Raw genomic sequence first — 20,908 nt, 5'->3', positions numbered from 1 at the left:
CCAGCACCGCCACTGGCGCGCTGTCGCTCAGCATGTGGCGCACGCGCTCGGTCGGGTAATCCGGGTCCACCGGCACATAGGCGCCGCCCGCCTTGAGGATGGCCAACAGGCCAACCACCATCGACAGCCCACGTTCGACGCAGATCGCCACCCGATCATCAGACTTCACGCCCAACGCGATCAAGTGATGCGCCAGGCGGTTGGCCTGTTCATTCAACTCGCGGTAGCTGAGCGTGCCTTCCTCGGCCCGCACTGCAACCGCATCTGGCGTGCGCACCACCTGCGCCTCGATCAGCCCGTGCAAGGTCTGCTCAAGGTCGTAAGCCACCGCGGTGTCATTGAAGTCCACCAACACCCGCTGGCGTTCCTCTGGCGCCAGCACCGGCAAGCGCTGCAATTGCAACTGTGGCGTCTGCTCCAGGGCCTCGACCATCGCCTCCAGCACCTGGTTCATCTGCCCGCAAATACGAGCCGCACCCACTTCGGCCGGGGTCATGGCAACCAGCCGGAAGCCTTCACCCAGGTCGTCCACGTTCAGGCCCAACGGGTAGTTGCTGCGCTCCTGGCTCTCGAGGTTCTCCATACCCTGGGTAGCCTGACGCTGGCTGTCAGTGACCTGCGTACTGTGCCGGTAGTTGAGCATGGCGCTGAACAACGGCAATGGCGCAGCCACACCGCTGCAACGCTGGGCCAAGGCCAAGGACGCGTGCTCATGGGCCAGCAAGGCGCTGAGGCGCTGATGCACGGCCTGCGCACCCTCGCGCAGGCTCACTTCGTTCAGGTCGACCCGCAGCGGCAAGGTGTTGATGAACATGCCCAGCGCCCGCTCGGCGCCTTCGCCGCCTTGCAAACGGCCAAGCAGCACGGTGCCGAACACCACGCGATCCTTGCCGCTGGCAGCCGCCAGCAGGCGTGCCCACGCCAGGTGGAACAGGCTGGCAACGCTGATCCCCAGCTGCCGGCCGTGCTGACGCAGACGTTGTGCCAGGTCGTCCCGCAGCCACAGCTGGGCCTCTTCGATGTCGCGGCCATCGCCTTGTACATCGCTGAGGCCGAACGGCAGGGTCGGTTCGTCGATATCCGCCAACTGCTCGCGGAAGAACGCTTCGTGCTCAGCCTGGCTGATACCCAGCCGCGCCTGGGCTACATAGTTGCGATATGGCACCGGCGCCTGCGCCGGCTCGCCAGCGCCCTGCAGGTAACCGATCAGTTCCTCGCCGACCACCTCCATGGCGGTGTGGTCGAGCACGATGTGGTGGAACTGCAGGGTCGCTTCGATACGTTCCGTACCCGGCTGCTGGGTGTAGCGCAGGCGGATCAGCGGTGCCTGGCCCAGGTCGAGCGTTGCATCGCGCTCATCGCCGCCCGGCATGACCGACAACGGCGCATGCCGCCAGACCACCTGCACGGCTTGCGGCAGGCCCTGCCAAAGCACGGCGGTACGCAGCACGTCATGCCTGGCGATGACCTTGCCCAGCGCTGTGGCAAAGTGGTCCAGGTGCTCGCGGCTGGCAAAGGCGAAGCGCGACTGCAACACATAAGGGTCATGTGCCTGCGCGCTGAGGTGGTGATAGAGAATGCCCTCCTGCAACGGCGCCAACGGGTAGATGTCCTGCACATTGCTGGCGCCGCCCGGCACCTGGGCAACGATGCGCTCGATGGCCGCCTGCTCCAGCGCGATCAGGGGCAGCATGCCCGGGGTGATGTGCTGGCAGCCAGCCGGGATCAGGTTGGCCGGCACCTGCACCTGGCCTCCCTGGCCCAGGGTTGCTGCCAGCGCCGCCACGGTCGGTTGGCCGAACAGCGTGCGCACATCGACTTGCAAGCCTTCCCGGCGCAGGCGCGCGGTCAGGTTCACGGCCAGCAGCGAATGGCCACCCAGCTCGAAGAAGTTGTCGTGCCGGCCCACGCGTTCGACACCCAGCATGTCGGCCCATACTGCCGCGAGGGCAGTTTCCACCTCACCTTGCGGGGCAACGTGGGCCTGGCCTGCGAGCAGGTTCGGGTCGGGGTCGGGCAACGCGTTGCGGTCGAGCTTGCCATGGCTGGTCAACGGCAATGCCGGCAGATGCATGAAGGCCATCGGCACCAGGTGCGCGGGCAGGCTTGCCTGCAACGCCTGGCGCAGTGTGTCCACGGCCACCGGTGCGGTTTCGGTGAACCAGGCCAGCAACCGCTCGCCGCGCACCAGCACCACCGCATCGCCAATACCGGGCTGTGCGGCCAACACGCTTTCGATCTCGCCAAGCTCCACGCGTACACCACGAATCTTCACCTGGTCGTCGTTACGGCCCAGGTAGTCGAGGGTGCCGTCAGCGTTCCAGCGCACCAGGTCACCCGTGCGGTACAGCCGCGCCTCGGGTTGCCCGCTGAACGGGTCGGCGACAAAGCGCTCTGCGGTCAGTTGCGGGCGGTTGAAGTAACCGCGGGCGACCCCCGCCCCGCCAATGTACAACTCGCCCACGGCGCCCACTGGCAGCGGTTGCTGGCGTTCGTCGAGCACATACACCCGGGTGTTGGCGATCGGCATGCCGATATGCAGCGCACCGGCCGCCGCCAACTGCCCGGAGGTGGCAACCACCGTGGCCTCGGTGGGCCCATAGTTGTTGACCAGGGCAAAGCCTGGGTCACGCTCGAACTGGCGCAGGCGATCCCCCCCGACCAGCAGCGTGCGCAAGGTCGGGTGCTGGCGCTCGCGGCGCAGCGCTTGCTCGGCCACCGGCGTTGGCAGGAAGCTGACCGCCAGCGGTTGCGCAAGCCACCAGTCGAGCAGTTCATCGACGTGCTCAGCGGCGATACGCGCAGGCGGCAGGTGCAGCACGGCCCCGGCACACAACGCCGGCCACACCTCCCAGGCCACCGCATCGAAGCCGAAACCGGCCACCGTGCTGGTATGGCTACCGGCGTTCAGGGCAAAGGCCTCGCCGTGCCAATGCACCAGGTTGGCCAGTGTGGCGTGCTCGACCATCACCCCTTTGGGCTGGCCGGTAGAGCCGGAGGTGTAGATCACGTACGCCAGTTGGCGATCATCCAGGCCTGCCACACGCGGGTTGCTGTCGGCTGCGCCCTGCCAGGCATCGCGGTGCAGCTGGACGCAAGGGGTCTCGCCGACCAGCGCCAGGGTGGCGGACTCGACCAGCACCAGTGCCGGTGCGCTGTCTTCGAGCAGGTAGGCGATGCGCTCGGCCGGGTACGCCGGGTCGATCGGCACGTAGGCTGCACCGGCCTTGAGCACGGCCAGCAGTGCCAGCACGCGCTCCAGGGTACGCGGCAAGCACAACGCAACCCGGTCGCCGACCTTTACCCCACGCTCGATCAGGTGGTGGGCGAGGCGGTTGGCGCTGCGGTTCAGCTCGCCATAGCTCAGCACCTGGCCATCCTGCACCAACGCCGCCGCTTGCGGCGTGCGGGCCGCCTGGGCTTCGACCAGGGCGTGCACGGTGAACCCTTTCGGGTAGTCGCGTGCGGTGGTATTGAAGGCTTCCAGCACCTGTCGGCGCGCTGTCGGGTCGAGGATCGACAACGTATCCACCGGTTTGTCCGGCGTTTGGGTCAGGGCCTGCAACAGCTCGATCAGGGCCTGGTTCATCCAGCCGGCGACCCGTTCGGCGCCGATGCCCTCCTGGGCCAGCACGCTCAGGGCAAACCCTTCACCCAGGTCGTCGACACTCAGGGTCAGCGGGTAGTTGCTGCGCTCCTCGCCGCCCAGCAGGCGCACGCCCGGGGTGCCGGTATCGGCCTCGGCAGGTGCCCCAGCCGTGCTGTGACGGTAGTTGAACAAGGCGCTGAACAACGGCGTGGATGCCGCCACGCCACTGCAACGCTGGGCCAATGCCAAGGACGCGTGCTCGTGCGCCAGTAACGCCGAGAGCCGCTGGTGGGTGATGCGCACCGCTTGCGCCACGGGTGCGCAGAGGTCGATGCGCAGCGGCAGGGTATTGATGAACACGCCCAACGCCCGGTCGGCTCCTTCGCCGCCCTGCAAGCGCCCCATCAGTACCGTGCCGAACACCACATCGGTGCGGTTGGCGAGCACCCCGAGCACCCGTGCCCAGGCCAGGTGCGCCAGGCTGGCGGCGCTCACCCCCAGGCGTCGCGCCTGCTCGCGCAGGCCGCGTGCCAAGCTGGCATCGATGGCCAGGCGGGCTTCTTCGATGGCGCGGCCATCCCCCTGCACATCGGCCAGGCCGAACGGCAAGGTCGGCGCGTCGAGGTCGCCCAGCATGTCGCGGAAGAACGCCTCGTGGCCGGCATCGTTGGCCCCCAGGCGCGCCTGGGCGACGTAGGTGCGGTAAGGCACTGGCGCCGGCAAGCGCTCGCCGTGGCCCGCCAGCACCGCCTGCATCTCGCTGGCGATGACTTCCATGGCGGTGTGGTCCAGGGCCAGGTGGTGGAACTGCAACATCGCCACCACACGCTGGTTGGCCGGGTCGTCGGCATGCAGCAGGCGCAACAGCGGTGCACGCGACAGGTCCAGGCGCTGGTGGCGGGCGTCGAAGCGTGCCTGCAAGGCGTCGATCACCGAGCCGGCGGCCAAGCCGTCGATTGCGCACACCTGCATCCGCGCTTCACGCCATACCACCTGCACGGCGTGCTCCAACCCTTCACTGACCACAGCAGTACGCAGGATGTCGTGCCGGTCGATAACCTGCTGCAAGGCACCCGCCCAGCGCTGCAACTGCGCCAGGTTGTCGAACGCCAGGCGCGATTGCAGCAGATACGGATCGCCCTGTGCGGCGCTCAGGTGATGGTACAGGATGCCCTCCTGCAACGGCGCCAGCGGGTAGATCTCCTGCACATTGGCCGCGCCGCCGGGTACGGTGGCGACGATACGGTCGATACTGGCCTGGTCGAGCGTGATCAGGCTGAGCATGTCCGGGGTAATGTGGCGGGCACCTTGCGGCACACGGTTGGCCGGCACCTGCACTTCGCGCCCGCTGCCCACCGCAGCAGCCAAAGCTGCCAGCGTCGGTTGGGCAAACAGCACACGCACATCGGCGCCAAGGCCGGCCTTGCGCATGCGCTCGACCAGGGTCACGGCCAGCAGCGAATGGCCGCCCAGTTCGAAGAAATGGTCGTGGCGGCCGACCTGCGCGACCTTGAGCAGCTCGGCCCAGATCGCTGCCAAGGTGGTTTCGACCTCACCCTGCGGAGCCTCGAACGCACGGTTCAGCACGGCATCACTGCCTGGCTGCGGCAAGGCACGGCGGTCAAGCTTGCCGTTGGCGGTCAGCGGCAGCCCACCCAGGCAGACATAGGCGGCCGGCAGCATGTAGTCCGGCAACTGGCCTTGCAACTGCTGGTGCAGTTCGGCAATGCCTGGGGCAGGCTCACTGGCGGTGAAATAAGCCACCAGGCGCTTGTCGCCCGGCACATCTTCGCGCACCACCACCGCCGTCTCGCGGATCCCGGCGCACGCCCCCAGGCGCGCTTCGATCTCGCCCAGTTCGACACGGAAGCCGCGCAGCTTGATCTGCTGGTCGGCACGGCCCAGGTAGCGCAAGGTACCGTCGGCCTGCCAGCAGGCCAGGTCGCCACTGCGGTACATGCGCGCACCCGGCTCGCGGCTGAACGGGTCGTCGAGGAAGCGTTCGGCGGTCAGCGCGGGCTGGCCGAGGTAACCCAGGGCGACGCCGTCGCCACCGATGTACAGCTCACCGACCGCGCCGACTGGCAACGGCTGCTGACGCGCATCGAGCACATAGCAGCGGCCATTGCCGATCGGTTTGCCGATGGGAATGCTGCCCGCATCGACCGCACGGATGGCGTAGGTGGTACTGAACGTCGTGGCTTCGGTCGGGCCATAGCCATTGAGCAGGTGCGCCGGGGCGCCATGGCGCAATACCCGGTTGACCACGGCCGGGTCCAGTACATCGCCGCCAACTATCAGGTAACGCAGCTTGGCGAAGGCCGGCAGCAAGTCGTCGGCAAACTGGTGGAACAAGCCTGCAGTCAGCCACAGCACCGTCACGCCCTGCTCCAGCAACACCTCACGCAGGGCCTGACGCGACAGCACCTGGTGCTGGTCGATGACCACCACTGCGCCGCCGTTGAGCAGCGGCGCCCAGACTTCCAAGGTGCTGGCGTCGAACGCCGGGTTGGAGGCGAACGCGACGCGGTCCTGGCAGGTGAAGTCGGCGAAGCCGTTGTTGATCACCAGGCGCACGATGGCCCGGTGCGGTACCTGCACGCCCTTGGGGGTGCCGGTAGAGCCGGAGGTATACATGATGTAGGCGGCGCTTTCGGCATCCACCACCAGGCCCGGAGACTGCTGCGGGTAGCCGGCAAGGTCAAGGCGGTCCAGCTCGACGCGCAGGGCGTGGCCCACCGCGTGTTCACTGCTGAGGGTGAGCAACACCCGCGCCTGGCTGTCATCGAGCATGAAAGCCTGGCGTTCGACCGGCGCATTGCTGTCCAGCGGCACGAACACCGCAGCGCACTTGCTGGCCGCCAGTTGCGCCGCCAGCAGTTCGATGCTGCGTGGCAACAACAGCGCAACCCGGTCGCCAGGGCGTACGCCCAGGCCCAACAGGTGATGGGCCAGGCGGTTGGCGTGCTGTTCGAGCTGTGCGTAGCTCCATTGCCGGTCACCGTGCAACACCGCCGGCGCAGTAGGGCTGAGCGCGGCATAGGTGTCGAACAGGGTATGCAGCGCCTGTTCGCGTGGGTAATCGCGGCGGGTGGCGTTGAAGCCTTGAAGCACCCGCTCGCGCTCGGCCGGCGCCAGGCTGCTCACCTGGTGCAAGGCCATGGACGGTGCCTGTGCAAGGGCCTCGGCCAATTGTTCGAGGGCGGTGCTCAGCAACTGGCAGACCTGCGCGCCATCGACCTCTGGCACCGCTTGCACGGTCAGCACAAAGGCGTCGCCCAGGTCGTCGACATTGACCACCAGTGGGTAGTTGCTGCGCTCATGCGCGGCCAGTTGTTCGATACCCTGCCAGGCCTGGCGCAGCTCGGCCTTGGCCGGGGCACTGTGGCGGAAGTTGAGCAGGCTGGTGAACAGCGCCTGGGACGCGGGCACTGCGCTGCAACGCTGGGCCAGGGCCAGCGAAGCTTGCTCGTGGGCCAGCAAACGCGCCAGACGCTGGTGGGTCAGGCGCACGCCCTCGGCCACCGCCATCGCGCCCACGCTCACCCGCAGCGGCAAGGTATTGATGAACATGCCCAGCGCCCGTTCGGCCCCCTCGCCGCCTTGCAGGCGGCCGAGCAGCACGGTGCCGAACACTACCTCTTCGCGCCCGGACAATTGCGCCAGCACCTGCCCCCAGGCCTGGTGCACCAGGCTGGCGACGCTGATACCCAGCACACGGGCCTGCTCACGCAGGCGGCCGGCCAGGGCGCTGTCTAGTGCCAGGCGGCTGTCCAGCACCCGGCTGGTGTCACTGTGCGCATCGCGCAGGCCGAACACGGTGGTAGGTTCGTCGATATCGCCCAGCAGCTCGCCGAACATGGCTTGGTCGGCCTGGGCATCGGCGCCCAGGCGCGCCTGGGCCACGTAGTTGCGGTAAGGCACGCTGGCGTGCGACAGGGCCTGGCCTTGCAGCACCGCGGTGATCTCGGCCACCAGTTGCTCGACAGCCGCATGGTCGAGAATGATGTGGTGAATCAGCAGGGTCGCCTCCACGCGACCTTTGCCTGGGCTTGGCACCAGGCGGATCAAGGGGGCCTGGTTCAGGTCGAGGGTGGTGGTGCCAGCCTGGCCGGCCACTGCAGGCGTGCTGCGCCAGACGACCTGCACGGGTTCGTCCAGGCCCTGCCAGTGGATGCTGGTGCGCAGGATATCGTGGCGGGCAATGACCTGATCCAACGCCGCGGCGAAGGCATCGAGTTCGGCCTGCCCCGGGAACGCAAAGCGCGCTTGCAGCACATAGGGGTCGGCGCCCTCGCTGGCGAGGTGGTGGTAGAGGATACCTTGTTGCAGCGGGGCCAGGCCGTAGATGTCCTGGACATTGGCCACGCCCCCTGGGATCTGCCCGACCAGGGTGTCGATGGCCGCCTGGGACAGCTCGGCGAGCGGCAGCATGTCCGGGGTTATGCGGGTGCCATCTATCGGGATGCGGTTGGCCGGCACGCTCACGCCGGTTTCACCGCCGATGGCGGCGGCCAACGCAGCCAGGGTCGGCTGGCCGAACAGCACGCGGATATCGGCATGCAGGCCTTGCTGACGCAGGCGCGAGGTGAGGCTGACTGCCAGCAGCGAATGGCCGCCCAGTTCGAAGAAGTTGTCGTGGCGCCCTACCCGTTCCACGCCCAGCAGTTCGGCCCAGATCGCAGCCAGCAGGGTTTCGGTGTCGCCTTCGGGGGCTTGGTACTCGCGGTTTTGCAGGGCTTCGGCGTCTGGCAGCGGCAGGGCCTTGCGGTCGAGTTTGCCGTTGGGGCTCAGCGGCAGCGCCGGCAGGTGCATGAACAGCGCGGGCACCATGAACGCTGGCAGATGAGCCAGCAGTGCACTGCGCAGGGCTTCCACGGCCTGCTGCTCGCCGGTGTAGTACGCCACCAGACGCTGGTCGCGGGCGATAACGACCGCTTCCTTGACGCCGTCGATGGCGGTGAGCCCGGCCTGGATTTCACCCAGCTCGATGCGCAGGCCATGGATCTTCACCTGGTCGTCGTTGCGGCCCAGGTACTCGATATTGCCATCGCTCAGGTGCCGCGCCAGGTCGCCGGTGCGGTACAGGCGTGCGCCGGGGCGAGTGCTGAACGGGTCGTCGATGAAGCGTTCGGCGGTCAGTTCGGCGCGGTTGAGGTAGCCACGGGCGACTTGCACGCCGCCGATGAACAGCTCGCCAGCGACACCTTGCGGTACTGGCTGGCCCAGCGTATCGAGCACGTACAGCGTGGTGTTGGCGATGGGCTTGCCGATCGGGGTGTTGTCCGGCGCCGTCATGCAATGCCAGGCGCTGACGTCCACTGCTGCTTCGGTCGGGCCGTAAAGGTTATGCAGCTCGACCGTTGGCAACTGCGCGTGGAAGCGCCGTACCAGGCTGCCCGGCAAGGCTTCACCGCTGCACAGCACGCGCTTGAGAGCATCTGCCGAAGCATCGCCGTGGGCCAGGAACACATCCAGCATCGATGGCACGAAGTGCAAGGTGGTGACGCCTTCGCTGCGGATCACTTGGCGCAGGTACTCAGGGTCACGATGGCCACCGGGGCGAGCCATGACCAGGCGTGCGCCGGTTTGCAGCGGCCAGAGGAACTCCCACACCGACACGTCGAAGCTGAATGGGGTCTTTTGCAAGACCACATCGTCTGCGCCGAGGTTGTAGGCGTCCTGCATCCACAGCAGACGGTTGACCACACCGGCGTGCTCGTTCATCACCCCCTTCGGCAAGCCGGTGGAGCCAGAGGTGTAGATCACGTAGGCCAGATGACGCGGGGTCAACGTAGGAACTACCGGGTTGCTGGAAGGCTGCGCATTCCAGGTTGGCTGGTCCAGATCAATAAGCTGGGCCGCCTCCGGTACGTGGCGCGTAGCGCTGTGCACCAGCACCGCCACCGGCGCGCTGTCGCTCAGCATGTGGCGCACGCGCTCGGTCGGGTAATCCGGGTCCACCGGCACATAGGCGCCGCCCGCCTTGAGGATGGCCAACAGGCCAACCACCATCGACAGCCCACGTTCGACGCAGATCGCCACCCGATCATCAGACTTCACGCCCAACGCGATCAAGTGATGCGCCAGGCGGTTGGCCTGTTCATTCAACTCGCGGTAGCTGAGCGTGCCTTCCTCGGCCCGCACTGCAACCGCATCTGGCGTGCGCACCACCTGCGCCTCGATCAGCCCATGCAGGGTCTGCTCAAGGTCGTACGCCGCCGCCGTGTCATTGAAGCCCTGCAGCACTCGCTGGCGCTCCTCTGGCTCCAGCACCGGCAAGCGCTGCAATTGCAACTGTGGCGTCTGTTCCAGCGCCTCGACCATCGCCTCCAGCACTTGGTTCATCTGCCCGCAAATACGTGCCGCGCCCACTTCTGCCAGGGTCGTGGCAACCAGGCGGAAGCCTTCACCCAGGTCATCCACGTTCAGGCTCAGCGGGTAGTTGGTACGCTCCTGGCCTTCCAACACCTCGATGCCTTGCCATGCCTGACGCTGCTCGGCGCTGGTTTCAGCGCCATGGCGGTAGTTGAGCATGGCGCTGAACAGTGGCAATGGCGCAGCCACACCGCTGCAACGCTGGGCCAACGCCAAGGACGCGTGCTCGTGGGCCAGCAGTGCGCTGAGGCGCTGGTGCACGGCCTGCGCGCCCTCGCGCACGCTCACCTCGTTAAGGTCGACGCGTAGCGGCAGGGTATTGATGAACATGCCCAGCGCCCGCTCGGCGCCTTCGCCTCCTTGTAAACGGCCAAGCAGCACGGTACCGAACACCACGCAGTCCTTGCCACTGGCAGCCGCCAGCAGGCGTGCCCATGCCAGGTGGAACAGACTGGCGACACTGATGCCAAGCTGCCGCGCCTGGCCTCGCAGCCCTGCGGCCAGCTCGGCCGACAGCGCCAGCTTGGCCTCGTGCATGTCGCGGCCATCGCCTTGCACATCGCTGAGGTCGAACGGCAAGGTCGGCTCATCGATATCGGCAAGTTGTTCGCGGAAGAACCGCTCATGCTCGGCCGGGCTGATGCCCAGGCGCGCCTGGGCCACATAGTTGCGATACGGCACCGGGGTGGCCACCGGCGGCGTGCCGTGCAGGAAGCCGATCAGCTCTTCGCCGACCACCTCCAGGGCCGTGTGGTCGAGGACGATGTGGTGGAACTGCAAGGTGGCTTCGATCTGCTCGGTGCCAGGCACTTGACGATGCAGCAGACGGATCAGCGGCGCCTGGCTCAGGTCCAGGCCGCTCGCGCCTGCGTCGAGGTGCAACAGCTGCAGCGGCGCATGGCGCCAGACCACCTGCACGGCTTGTGGCAGGCCATCCCAGAGCACGGCGGTACGCAGCACATCATGGCGGGCGATGACCTGGTCCAGCGCGCTGGCGAAGGCTTGCAAGCGCTCCAGGCTGGCAAAGCGCAGCCGTGAATACAGCACGTAAGGATCGTGCTCGGCGCTCAGGTGATGGTAGAGAATGCCTTCCTGCAGGGGCGCCAGGGGGTAGATATCCTGCACATTGGCGGCACCGCCCGGCACGCTCGCAACGATGCGGTCGAGCGCCGTTTGGTCGAGTTCGATCAGGCTGAGCAGGTCTGGGGTGATACGCGGGCAGTCGGCAGGGATACGGTTTGCAGGCACCACTACTTGCTGATTACGCCCCAGTGTCGCGGCCAAGGCCGCAACCGTTGGTTGACCGAACAGGGTGCGCACATCGACTTGCAGGCCCTCCAGCCGCAGCCGTGCAGTCAGGCTGACCGCCAGCAGCGAATGGCCACCGAGTTCGAAGAAGTTGTCGTGCCGGCCTACCTGCTGCACGCCGAGCAGTTCGGCCCACAATCGAGCCAGCAGGGTTTCGGTTTCACCGAGCGGGGCCTCGTACAGGCGCTCATGCAATGCACCGTCCGGGGCAGGCAGCGCGTTGCGGTCGAGTTTGCCATTCGGCGTCAAAGGCAGGTGGTCGAGGTGGATGTACTGCGCCGGCAGCATGTATTCCGGTAGATGCATCAGCAACGCTTTGCGCAGGCCGTCTGCCGCCTGCGGCTCACCGGTGAGGTAGGCCACCAGGCGCGCGCCACTGACTGGGGCATCGAAGGCCAGCACCACTGCCTCGCGTACGCCGGGAATACGCACCAGGCAGGCTTCGATCTCACCCGGTTCGATGCGCAGGCCGCGAATCTTCACCTGGTGATCGTTGCGGCCTAGGAAGACCAGGTTACCGTCCTGGCACTGGCGCACCAAGTCACCGCTGCGGTACAGGCGCTCGCCGTCGACGAAGGGGCTGGCGATGAAACGCTCGGCCTGTTGCGCTGGCAAGCCCAGGTAACCACGGGCCACGCCGGCGCCACCGATGTGCAGGTGGCCGACCACGCCCCAGGGCACCGGTTGGTCGTAGGGGTCGAGTACATACAGGCGGGTATTGTCGATGGCGGTGCCAATCGGCAATGCCCCTTGCGGCAGCTCGGCGCCCGGCTCCAGCGTCCAGGCACTGCAATCGACGGTGGTCTCGGTCGGCCCATAAACGTTATGCAGGCGCACACCCGGCAGGCGCTGACGCACCTGGGCGGCCAGGGCTTCGGTCAACTCGCCGCCACCGCAGACGATATCGCTGAGGCGGGTGCAGCGGCTGCTGGCGGGAGTTTCGAGGAACTGCTGCAGCAACGCCGGCACGAATTGCACCACGCTGACCTGCTGCGCCTCGATCAGTTGCGCGAGGTACTGCGGGTCGCGCTGGCCGTCCGGGCGTGCCAGCACCAGGCGCAGGCCGCTGCACAGTGGCCAGAACAGCTCCCACACCGAGGCATCGAAGCTGACCGGGGTTTTGTGCAGCACCGCGCCGTCACCCGCCGGCTGGCAAAGGCGCTGGCTCCAGCGCACCAGGTTGACCACGTTGCGGTGCTCGACCATGACCCCTTTGGGCAGGCCCGTGGAGCCTGAGGTGTAGATCACATAAGCCAGATGCCGAGCGTTCAGCGCAGGCACGCGTGGGTTGCTGATCGGTTGGGCGTGCCAGCAAGGCTGGTCGAGGTCGACCAGGGGCGCTTGGGCGCCGTGCGCGGCCTCGCGGGTGGCGCTGTGCACCAGCACCGCCAGCGGCGCACTGTCCACCAGCATGTGGCGAATGCGTTCGGCCGGGTAACCCGGGTCGACCGGCACATAGGCACCGCCCGCCTTGAGGATGGCCAGCAAGCCGACCACCATCGACAAACCACGCTCGACGCAGATCGCCACACGGTCATCGGGTTTTACCCCTAGGCCGATCAGGTGATGGGCCAGGCGATTGGCCTGCTCGTCGAGCTGGCGATAGCTCAGTTCGCCCTCCTCGGCGGCCAGGGCAATGGCATTCGGCGTGCGCCTCACCTGCGCCTCGAACAGCGCGTGCAACGGTTGCTCCGCAGCGTCGGGCCGCTGCGTGGCGTTGGCCAGCAGTTGCTGGCGTTCATTCGGTGTCAATACTGGCAGCTGCTGCACTAGCGTGTGGGGCGCATGCTCAAGGGCATCCAGCAAACCGACCAACACCTGCAACAGTTGCTCGCAGACGCGCTGCGCGCCGATCTGGGCGCTGACCTGGGCGGTCAGGCGCAGGCCGTCGCCCAGGTCGTCGACGTTGACACTCAGCGGGTAGTTGCCGTGCCCGCCGCTGGGCAGGGCCTCGATGCCTTCCAGGGCTTCGCGCTGCGCTTGCTGTTCGGGCTGGCTGGCGCCGTGGCGGTAGTTGAGCATGGCACTGAACAAAGGTGTCGGCGCGGCCACACCGCTGCAGCGCTGGGCCAGGGCCAGCGAGGCATGCTCGTGCACCAGCAGCGCACTCAGCCGCTGATGGGCCAGGCGCACACCGGCTTGCACACCCAGCCCCAGCAGGTCCAAGCGCAGCGGCAGGGTATTGATGAACATGCCCAGGCCGCGGTCGGCCCCCGCACCGCCTTGCAGGCGGCCGAGCAGCACGGTGCCGAATACCACGCGGTCCTGGCCACTGGTGGCGGCCACCAGCCGCGCCCAGGCCAGGTGCAGCACGCTGGCGGCGCTTACGCCCAGCTGCTGCGCCTGGCGGCGCAGGCGCCGGTATTGCTCGCTGTGCAGCTGCACGGTGGCCAGTTCGAAGGCACTGGCCTGGCCCTGCAGGTCGAGCAGGCCATAGGGCAAGGTCGGCGCGTCGATGTCAGCCAGTTCGGCGCGGAAGAACGCTTCGTGTTCGGCCTCGCTGATGGCCAGGCGGGCCTGGGCCACATAGTTGCGGTAGGGCACGGCCGGCTGGCTGGGCTGTTGCCCGCGCAGGTGATCGCGGATCTCCGCAAGCACCACTTTCATGGCCGTATGGTCAAGGGCGATGTGGTGGAATTGCAGGGTGGCCTCGATGCGTTCCGCGCCCGGCTGCGGGTTCGCCAGCAGGCGCATCAATGGGGCCTGGCTGAGGTCAATTCGGCCAGCCTGTTCGGTGCGCTCAACCAGCACCGACCCTGGCACGCTGCGCCAGACCACCTGGGCTGGCTGCGCCAGGCCGTCCCACAGCACGGCGGTGCGCAGGATATCGTGGCGGGCGATGACCTGGTCCAGGGCAGCGGCGAACGCGTGCAGGCGGGCCTGGCTGTCGAATGCCACGCGCCATTGCAGCAGGTACGGGTCTTGGTCGGCGGCGCTCAGGTGATGGTAGAGAATGCCTTCTTGCAGCGGTGCCAGCGGGTAGATGTCCTGCACGTTGGCGGCGCCACCCGGCACCGTGGCGACAATGCGCTCGATGGCGGCGGCGTCCAGGGCCAGCAACGGCAGCATGGCCGGGGTGATGTGGGTGCAGCCCTCTGCAATGCAGTAGTCCGGCACGCTTACCTGGCGGCCATTGCCCAGTGCGGCCGCCAGTGCGGCCACGGTCGGTTGGCCGAACAGCACCCGCACGTCGGTAGGCAGGCCTTGTTGGCGCAGGCGTTCGATCAGGGCCACTGCCAGCAACGAGTGGCCGCCCAGTTCGAAGAAATTGTCATGCCGCCCTACCCGCTCCACGCCCAGCACCTCGGCCCAGACGCTGGCCATGGCCGCTTCGGTCTCGCCGACGGGCGCCTCGTAACCCCGGCTGACCCAATCGGCGGTATCCGGTTCGGGCAGGGCACGGCGGTCCAGCTTGCCGTGGCTGGTCAGCGGCCACTCCTCCACACGGATAAACGCTTGCGGCAGCATGTGCCCCGGCAAGCTGGCCTGCAGCGCTTGACGCACAGCGTCGATCACCACCGGTGCGGACTCGGTGAACCAGGCCAGCAAGCGCTCGCCCCGCACCAGCACCACGGCATCGGCAATACCCGTCTGTGCGGCCAGGGCGGCTTCGATTTCACCCAACTCCACGCGCATGCCGCGAATCTTCACCTGGTCGTCGTTGCGGCCGAGGTAATCGAGGGTGCCATCGGCGTTCCAGCGCACCAGGTCGCCGCTGCGGTACATGCGCGCGCCAGGCTTGCGGCTGAACGGGTCGGCGAAAAAGCGCTGCTCGGTCAGTTCAGGGCGATTGAAGTACCCCCGCGCCACCTGCGCACCGCCGATGTACAGCTCGCCCACAACGCCCACCGGCACCGCTTGGCGACGCGCGTCGAGCACGTAGACGCGGGTATTGGCGATGGGCTTGCCGATGTGCAACGCAGCGCCGGGCTGCACCTGCCCAGAGGTGGCGACCACCGTGGTCTCGGTCGGCCCGTAGTTGTTGACCAGGGCAAAGCCTGGGTCACGCTCGAACTGACGCAGGCGGTCGCCACCTATCAGCAAGGTGCGCAAGGTCGGGTGTTGGCGTTCGCGGCGCAGCGCCAGCTCGGCCACGGGCGTGGGCAGGAAGCTGACGGTCAGTGGCTGTTCGAGCCACCAGTCAAGCAGCGCTTCGACATGTTCATTGCCGATGTGCGCAGGTGGCAGGTGCAGCGTGGCACCGGCACACAATGCCGGCCAGACCTCCCAGGCCATTGCGTCAAAACCGAAGCCCGCGACGCTTGAAGTACGTGTACCGGTCTCCAGCGCAAAGGCCTGGCAGTGCCAGTGCACCAGGTTGGCCAGGGTATGGTGTTCGATCATCACCCCTTTGGGCTGGCCGGTGGAGCCAGAGGTGTAGACCAGGTAGGCCAACTGGTGAGCATCCAACCCGGGCACGTGCGGATTGCTGTCGAGGGCGTCATCGCTGGCGGCCTGGTCGAGGTTCAGGCGCGGTATGCCAGCAGGCAAGCCGTCGATGGCCGCTTCGCTCAACACCAGGGCGGGCGCGCTGTCGGCCAACAGGTAGGCGATGCGTTCGGCGGGATAGCTTGGGTCCACCGGTACATAGGCGGCCCCGGCCTTGAGCACGGCCAGCAGGCCGATCACCCGCTCGGCGCTACGGCCCAGGCACAACGCCACCCGGTCACCGCAACGCACGCCGCGTGCGATCAGCTGGTGCGCCAGGCGGTTGGCCCGAAGGTTCAGGTCACCATAGCTGAGCGCCATGCCCGGCTGGCTGACTGCCGTGGCATCCGGGGTCGCGGCTGCCCGGGCCTCGACCAGAGCATGCACCGTCAGCCCTTGCGGATAGTGCTGCGCGGTGGCATTGAAGCTGCCCAGCAGTTGCTGGCGAGCTTCATCGTTCAAGATCGATAGGCTGTCGACCGGCGCCTCCTGTCCCTGCTCCAGTGCTTGCAGCAGCTCGGTGACGGCATTGGCCATCCACGTGGCAACCCGCGCCGCACCAATACCCTCGACGGCCAGCACACTGAACGTGAAGCCATCACCCAGGTCGTTGACACTGAGGGTCAGCGGGTAATTGCTGCGCTCCTCGCCCCCGAGCAGGCGCACGCCCTCCCAGATGCCCTCACCGTCACGCGCTGCATCGTCGGCGCTGTGCCGATAGTTGAGCAAGGCGCTGAACAGCGGCGCAGCGGCCGCCACGCCACTGCAGCGCTGGGCCAGGGCCAACGGCGCGTGCTCATGGCCGAGCAAGGCCGACAGGCTACGATGGGTGGCGCGCACGGCGGCACGCATGGCCAGCGTGGTGTCCACCCGCAGCGGCAGGGTGTTGATGAACATGCCCAGCGCCCGATCGGCGCCCTCACCCCCTTGCAGGCGGCCCATCAGCACGGTACCGAAGACCACGTCATGGCGGTTGGCAAGCACCCCCAGTACCCGCGCCCAGGCCAGGTGCATCAGGCTCGCGGCGCTGACACCCAGTTGCCGGGCCTGGGCGCGCAAACCGAGGGCAACCTCGCCGTCCAGGGCCTGGAAGGCCGTTTCGATACCCCGGCCATCGCCCTGCACGTCGGCGAAGCCCAGCGGCAAGGTCGGCTCATCGACATCGGCGAGCATCTCGCGGAAGAACGCCTCGTGGCCGGCCTGATCACCCAGGCGGGCCTGGGCCACATAGTTGCGGTACGGCACCGCGGCTGGCAGCGTGTGCCCCTGGCCAAACAGCAATGCGCGCATTTCGCGGGCGACCACGTCCATGGCCGTGTGGTCGAGGGTGAGGTGGTGGAACAGCAGAATCGCCACCACCTGGTGGTTGGCGGGGTCCAGGCTGTAGTACAGGCGGGTCAGCGGCGCCTGGGTCAGGTCCAGCCGGTGTTGCCGTGCATCGAAACGCGCATGCAACTGCTCGATCCGTGGCCTGCCATCCTCATCAGCCAGGTCATCGATTTCACTGACCACCAGTTCGGCCTTGCGCCAGACCACCTGCAGCGGCTGCGCCAGCCCTTGCCAGAGCACTGCAGTGCGCAGGATGTCATGGCGGTCGATAACCTGTTGCAGGGCACCGACCCAGGCCAGCAGGCGTTCGACACTGTCGAAGGCCAGGCGGGTCTGCAGCAGGTAGGGGTCGCCCTGCTCGGCGCTCAGGTGATGGTAGAGAATGCCCTCCTGCAGGGGTGCCAGCGGGTAGATTTCCTGCACGTTGGCAGCGCCACCCGGCACGCTGGCGACGATGTCGTCGAGGGTCGCCTGCTCCAGGGTGACCAGGCTCAGCATCTGCGGGGTAATCCGTTCAGCGTGCAGCGGCACCCGGTTGGCGGGCACCGTCACTTCGCGGCCGATAGCCGCTGCGCTGGCCAGCGCGGCCAGGGTCGGCTGGGCGAACAGCACACGCACATCGATGAGCAGGCCAGCCTTGCGCAGGCGCTCGACCAGCGTCACCGCCAGCAGCGAGTGGCCGCCCAGTTCGAAGAAGTTGTCGTGCCGCCCTACCCGTTCCACGCCCAGCACATCGGCCCAGATGGCCGCCATCGTGGTTTCGGTCTCATCTTCAGGCGCCTCGAATGCCTGGCCGAACAACTGCGAGGTAGCCGGGTCGGGCAGTGCGCGGCGGTCCAGCTTGCCGTGGCTGGTCAGCGGCAGCTCAGCCAGGCGCAGCAACGCCAGCGGTACCATGTGCGCCGGCAAGCGGGCCTGCAGGGCCTGGCGCAAAGTTTCGATATCCACCGGGGCGGTCTCGGTGAACCAGGCCAGCAGACGCTCGCCCCGCACCAGGACCACGGCCGTGTCGATGCCGGGCTGCGCTGCGAGGGTGGCTTCGATTTCGCCCAGCTCTACCCGCACGCCGCGAATCTTCACCTGGTCGTCGTTGCGGCCGAGGTAATCGAGGGTGCCATCGGCATTCCAGCGCACCCGGTCACCGCTGCGGTACATCCGTGCGTTGGGCTGCGCGCTGAACGGATCGACGAGAAACGCCTGCTCGGTCAACGCCGGGCGGTTGAAGTAGCCACGCGCCACTTGCGCCCCGCCGATGAACAGCTCACCGGTGACGCCGACCGGTACCGGCTGCAGGCCTTCGTCCAGCACATAGACGCGGGTATTGGCGATCGGCCGGCCGATGTGCAGAGGCCCGCCAGGCACCACCTGCCCGGAGGTAGCGACCACGGTGGTTTCGGTCGGCCCGTAGTTGTTGACCAAGGCAAACCCTGGGTCACGCTCGAACTGGCGCAGGCGGTCGCCGCCTACCAGCAAGGTGCGCAGGGTCGGGTGCTGACGTTCGCGGCGCAGGGCCTGCTCGGCCACCGGTGTAGGCAGGAAACTGACCGTCAACGGCTGCGCCAGCCACCAGTCGAGCAGTTCATCGACATGCTCGTTGGCGATGTGCGCAGGCGGCAGGTGCAACGTGGCCCCGGCGCACAGAGCGGGCCAGACTTCCCAGGCCATGGCGTCGAAGCCGAAACCGGCCACGCTGGACGCCTGTGCAGTGGCGTCCAGCGCGAAGGCCTGGCAGTGCCAGTGCACCAGGTTGGCGAGGGTGTGATGCTCGATCATCACACCCTTCGGCTGGCCGGTGGAGCCGGAGGTGTAGACCAGATACGCCAGGTGCTGCGCGTGCAACTCAGGCAACTGAGGGTTGCTGTCGTGCACAGCGATGCTTTGTGCAAGATCCAGGTCGAGGCGCGGCACCCCGGCCGGCAACCCGGTAATAGCAGCCTCGCTCACCACCAGTGCCGGTTCGCTGTCGGCCAGCAGATAGGCAATGCGCTCTGCCGGGTAGGCGGGGTCTACCGGTACATAGGCCGCGCCCGCCTTGAGCACACCCAGCAACGCGACCACGCGCCCGCTGTTGCGCGGCAGGCATAGGGCAACACGGTCGCCCACCTTGACGCCACGCGCGATCAGCTGATGCGCAAGCTGGTTGGCGTGGCGGTTGAGTGCGTCGTAACTCAAAGCCTGGTCACCCTGCAGCAGCGCCACCGCAGCCGGTGCGCGGGCCGCGCGGGCCTCGACCAGGGCGTGGACGGTCTGCCCCTGTGGGTACGCCCCAGCCGTGTGGTTGAACTGTTGCAGCAACTGTTCGCGCTCTGCCAGGGGCAGTGCCTGCAGCCCTTGCATGGGTGCAGTGGGCGCATGTTCCAACGCCTCGACCAGGCTGGCCAGGACCTGCTCGAATTGCGCGCACAAGCGCGCCGCGCCCCATTCGGGCAGGCTCTGTACCGTCAGGCGCAGATCGTCGCCCAAATCATCGACGCTGACGGTCAACGGGTAATCGGTACGTTCCTCGGCGCCGACGATATCGATGCCGTCGGCCACCGGGATGACCTCGGCAGCATCGCCCGCATCGCTGTGGCGGTAATTGAGCAGGGTGTTGAACAGCGGCGCCGGTGCAGCCACGCCGCTGCAGCGCTGGGCCAGGGCCAGGGACGCCTGTTCGTGGCCAAGCAAGGCGCTGAGCCGTCGGTGGGTGGCCAGCAACGCATCACGCACGCCGGTTGCGCCAAGGTCAATACGCAGCGGCAGGCTGTTGATGAACATGCCCAGCGCCTGCTCGCTGCCGTCGCCGGTGGTCATGCGGCCCAGCAGCACACTGCCGAACACCACCTGCTGACGCGCCGAAAGCTGCCCCACCAGCCGGCCGAAGCCCAGGTGCAGCACGCTCGCCGGGCTTACCCCGAGTTGCCGGGCCTGGCTGCGCAGGCGCTGGCTGAGCGCCGGGGCCAGAGTCAGGCGTGCCTGCTCCAGCAGCGCATCGCCTTTGGCTTGCAGGCCGAAGGCCAGTGTCGGCTCATCGATGTGACCCAGCATTTCGCGGAAGAACCCTTCATGGGCCTGCTCATCCAGTGCCTGGCGAGCGGCGGCCAGCACGTTGCGAAACGGCATGGGCGCGGCCAAGTGTTCGGCCTGGCCGGCAAGGTGCGCCTGGATTTCCCGGCGCACGATATCCAGCGCGGTATGGTCCATGACCACATGGTGGAACATCAGCAGTGCCACCCACGTCTCACCTTCGCCCTGCGCGTGCATCAACTGCATCAGCGGCGCCTGGCGCAGGTCGAGGCGGTATTGGCGCGGGTCGAAGCGCGCGCACAACTCGGCCAGCGCCGCGCTACCGGCAACCGGGACGGCTACGCGAACCAGCGTCGCCTGCTGCCAGACCACTTGCACCGGTTGGTCAAGGTACTCCCAGTGCAGCGCGGTGCGCAGGATGTCATGGCGCTGGATCACCCACTGCAGTGCCTCGGCGAAGGCTTCGAGGTGGGCTTTGCTGGCAAAGCGCAGTTGCACCTGCGACAGGTACGGGTCGCCGTCGCTGGCGGACAGGTGGTGGTACAGCATGCCCTGCTGCAGCGGCGCCAGCGGGTAGATGTCCTGAACGTTGGCGGCGCCGCCGGGCACGCTGGCGACGATGCGGTCGATGGCCTGTTGCTCCAGGGCTACCAGCGGCAACATATCGGGGGTGATGCAAAAGGCCGGGCTCAGCCAGTCGTCATCGCGTTCGGCGAGCATCTCCAGCAACGCCGGCTTGTGCCGCGACAGCGCCTCCCACAAGCTATCGTCCAAGGTGTCGTCATCGCCGAGGACGATCAGGTCCTGGTCTTCACGCTGGAGTCGGATTGCACGGGTGGAAAGAGCAGCCATCAGTTCGCTGAAGTGCAT

At 67.4% G+C, this 20,908-nt stretch carries 1 protein-coding gene (running past one end of the window); it reads right to left on the bottom strand.

Features of this window, described 5'->3' with window-relative positions; translation table 11 throughout:
• On the bottom strand, positions 1–20,908 hold the 5' portion of the coding sequence (locus LJX93_RS27350) for a non-ribosomal peptide synthase/polyketide synthase (RefSeq protein ID WP_320442646.1). Its footprint begins 1,415 nt before the window's first position; 20,908 of the gene's 22,323 nt are visible here — the first part of the coding sequence; it begins with the start codon at positions 20,906–20,908; the stop codon falls past the left edge of the window.

Source organism: Pseudomonas sp. HN2-3, from assembly GCF_020691745.1.
In the GTDB taxonomy this organism is placed as follows: Bacteria; Pseudomonadota; Gammaproteobacteria; order Pseudomonadales; family Pseudomonadaceae; genus Aquipseudomonas; species Aquipseudomonas capeferrum.
The sequence above is the reverse complement of the archived record's forward strand: the minus strand, read 5'-3'. Positions and strand labels throughout refer to the sequence as shown.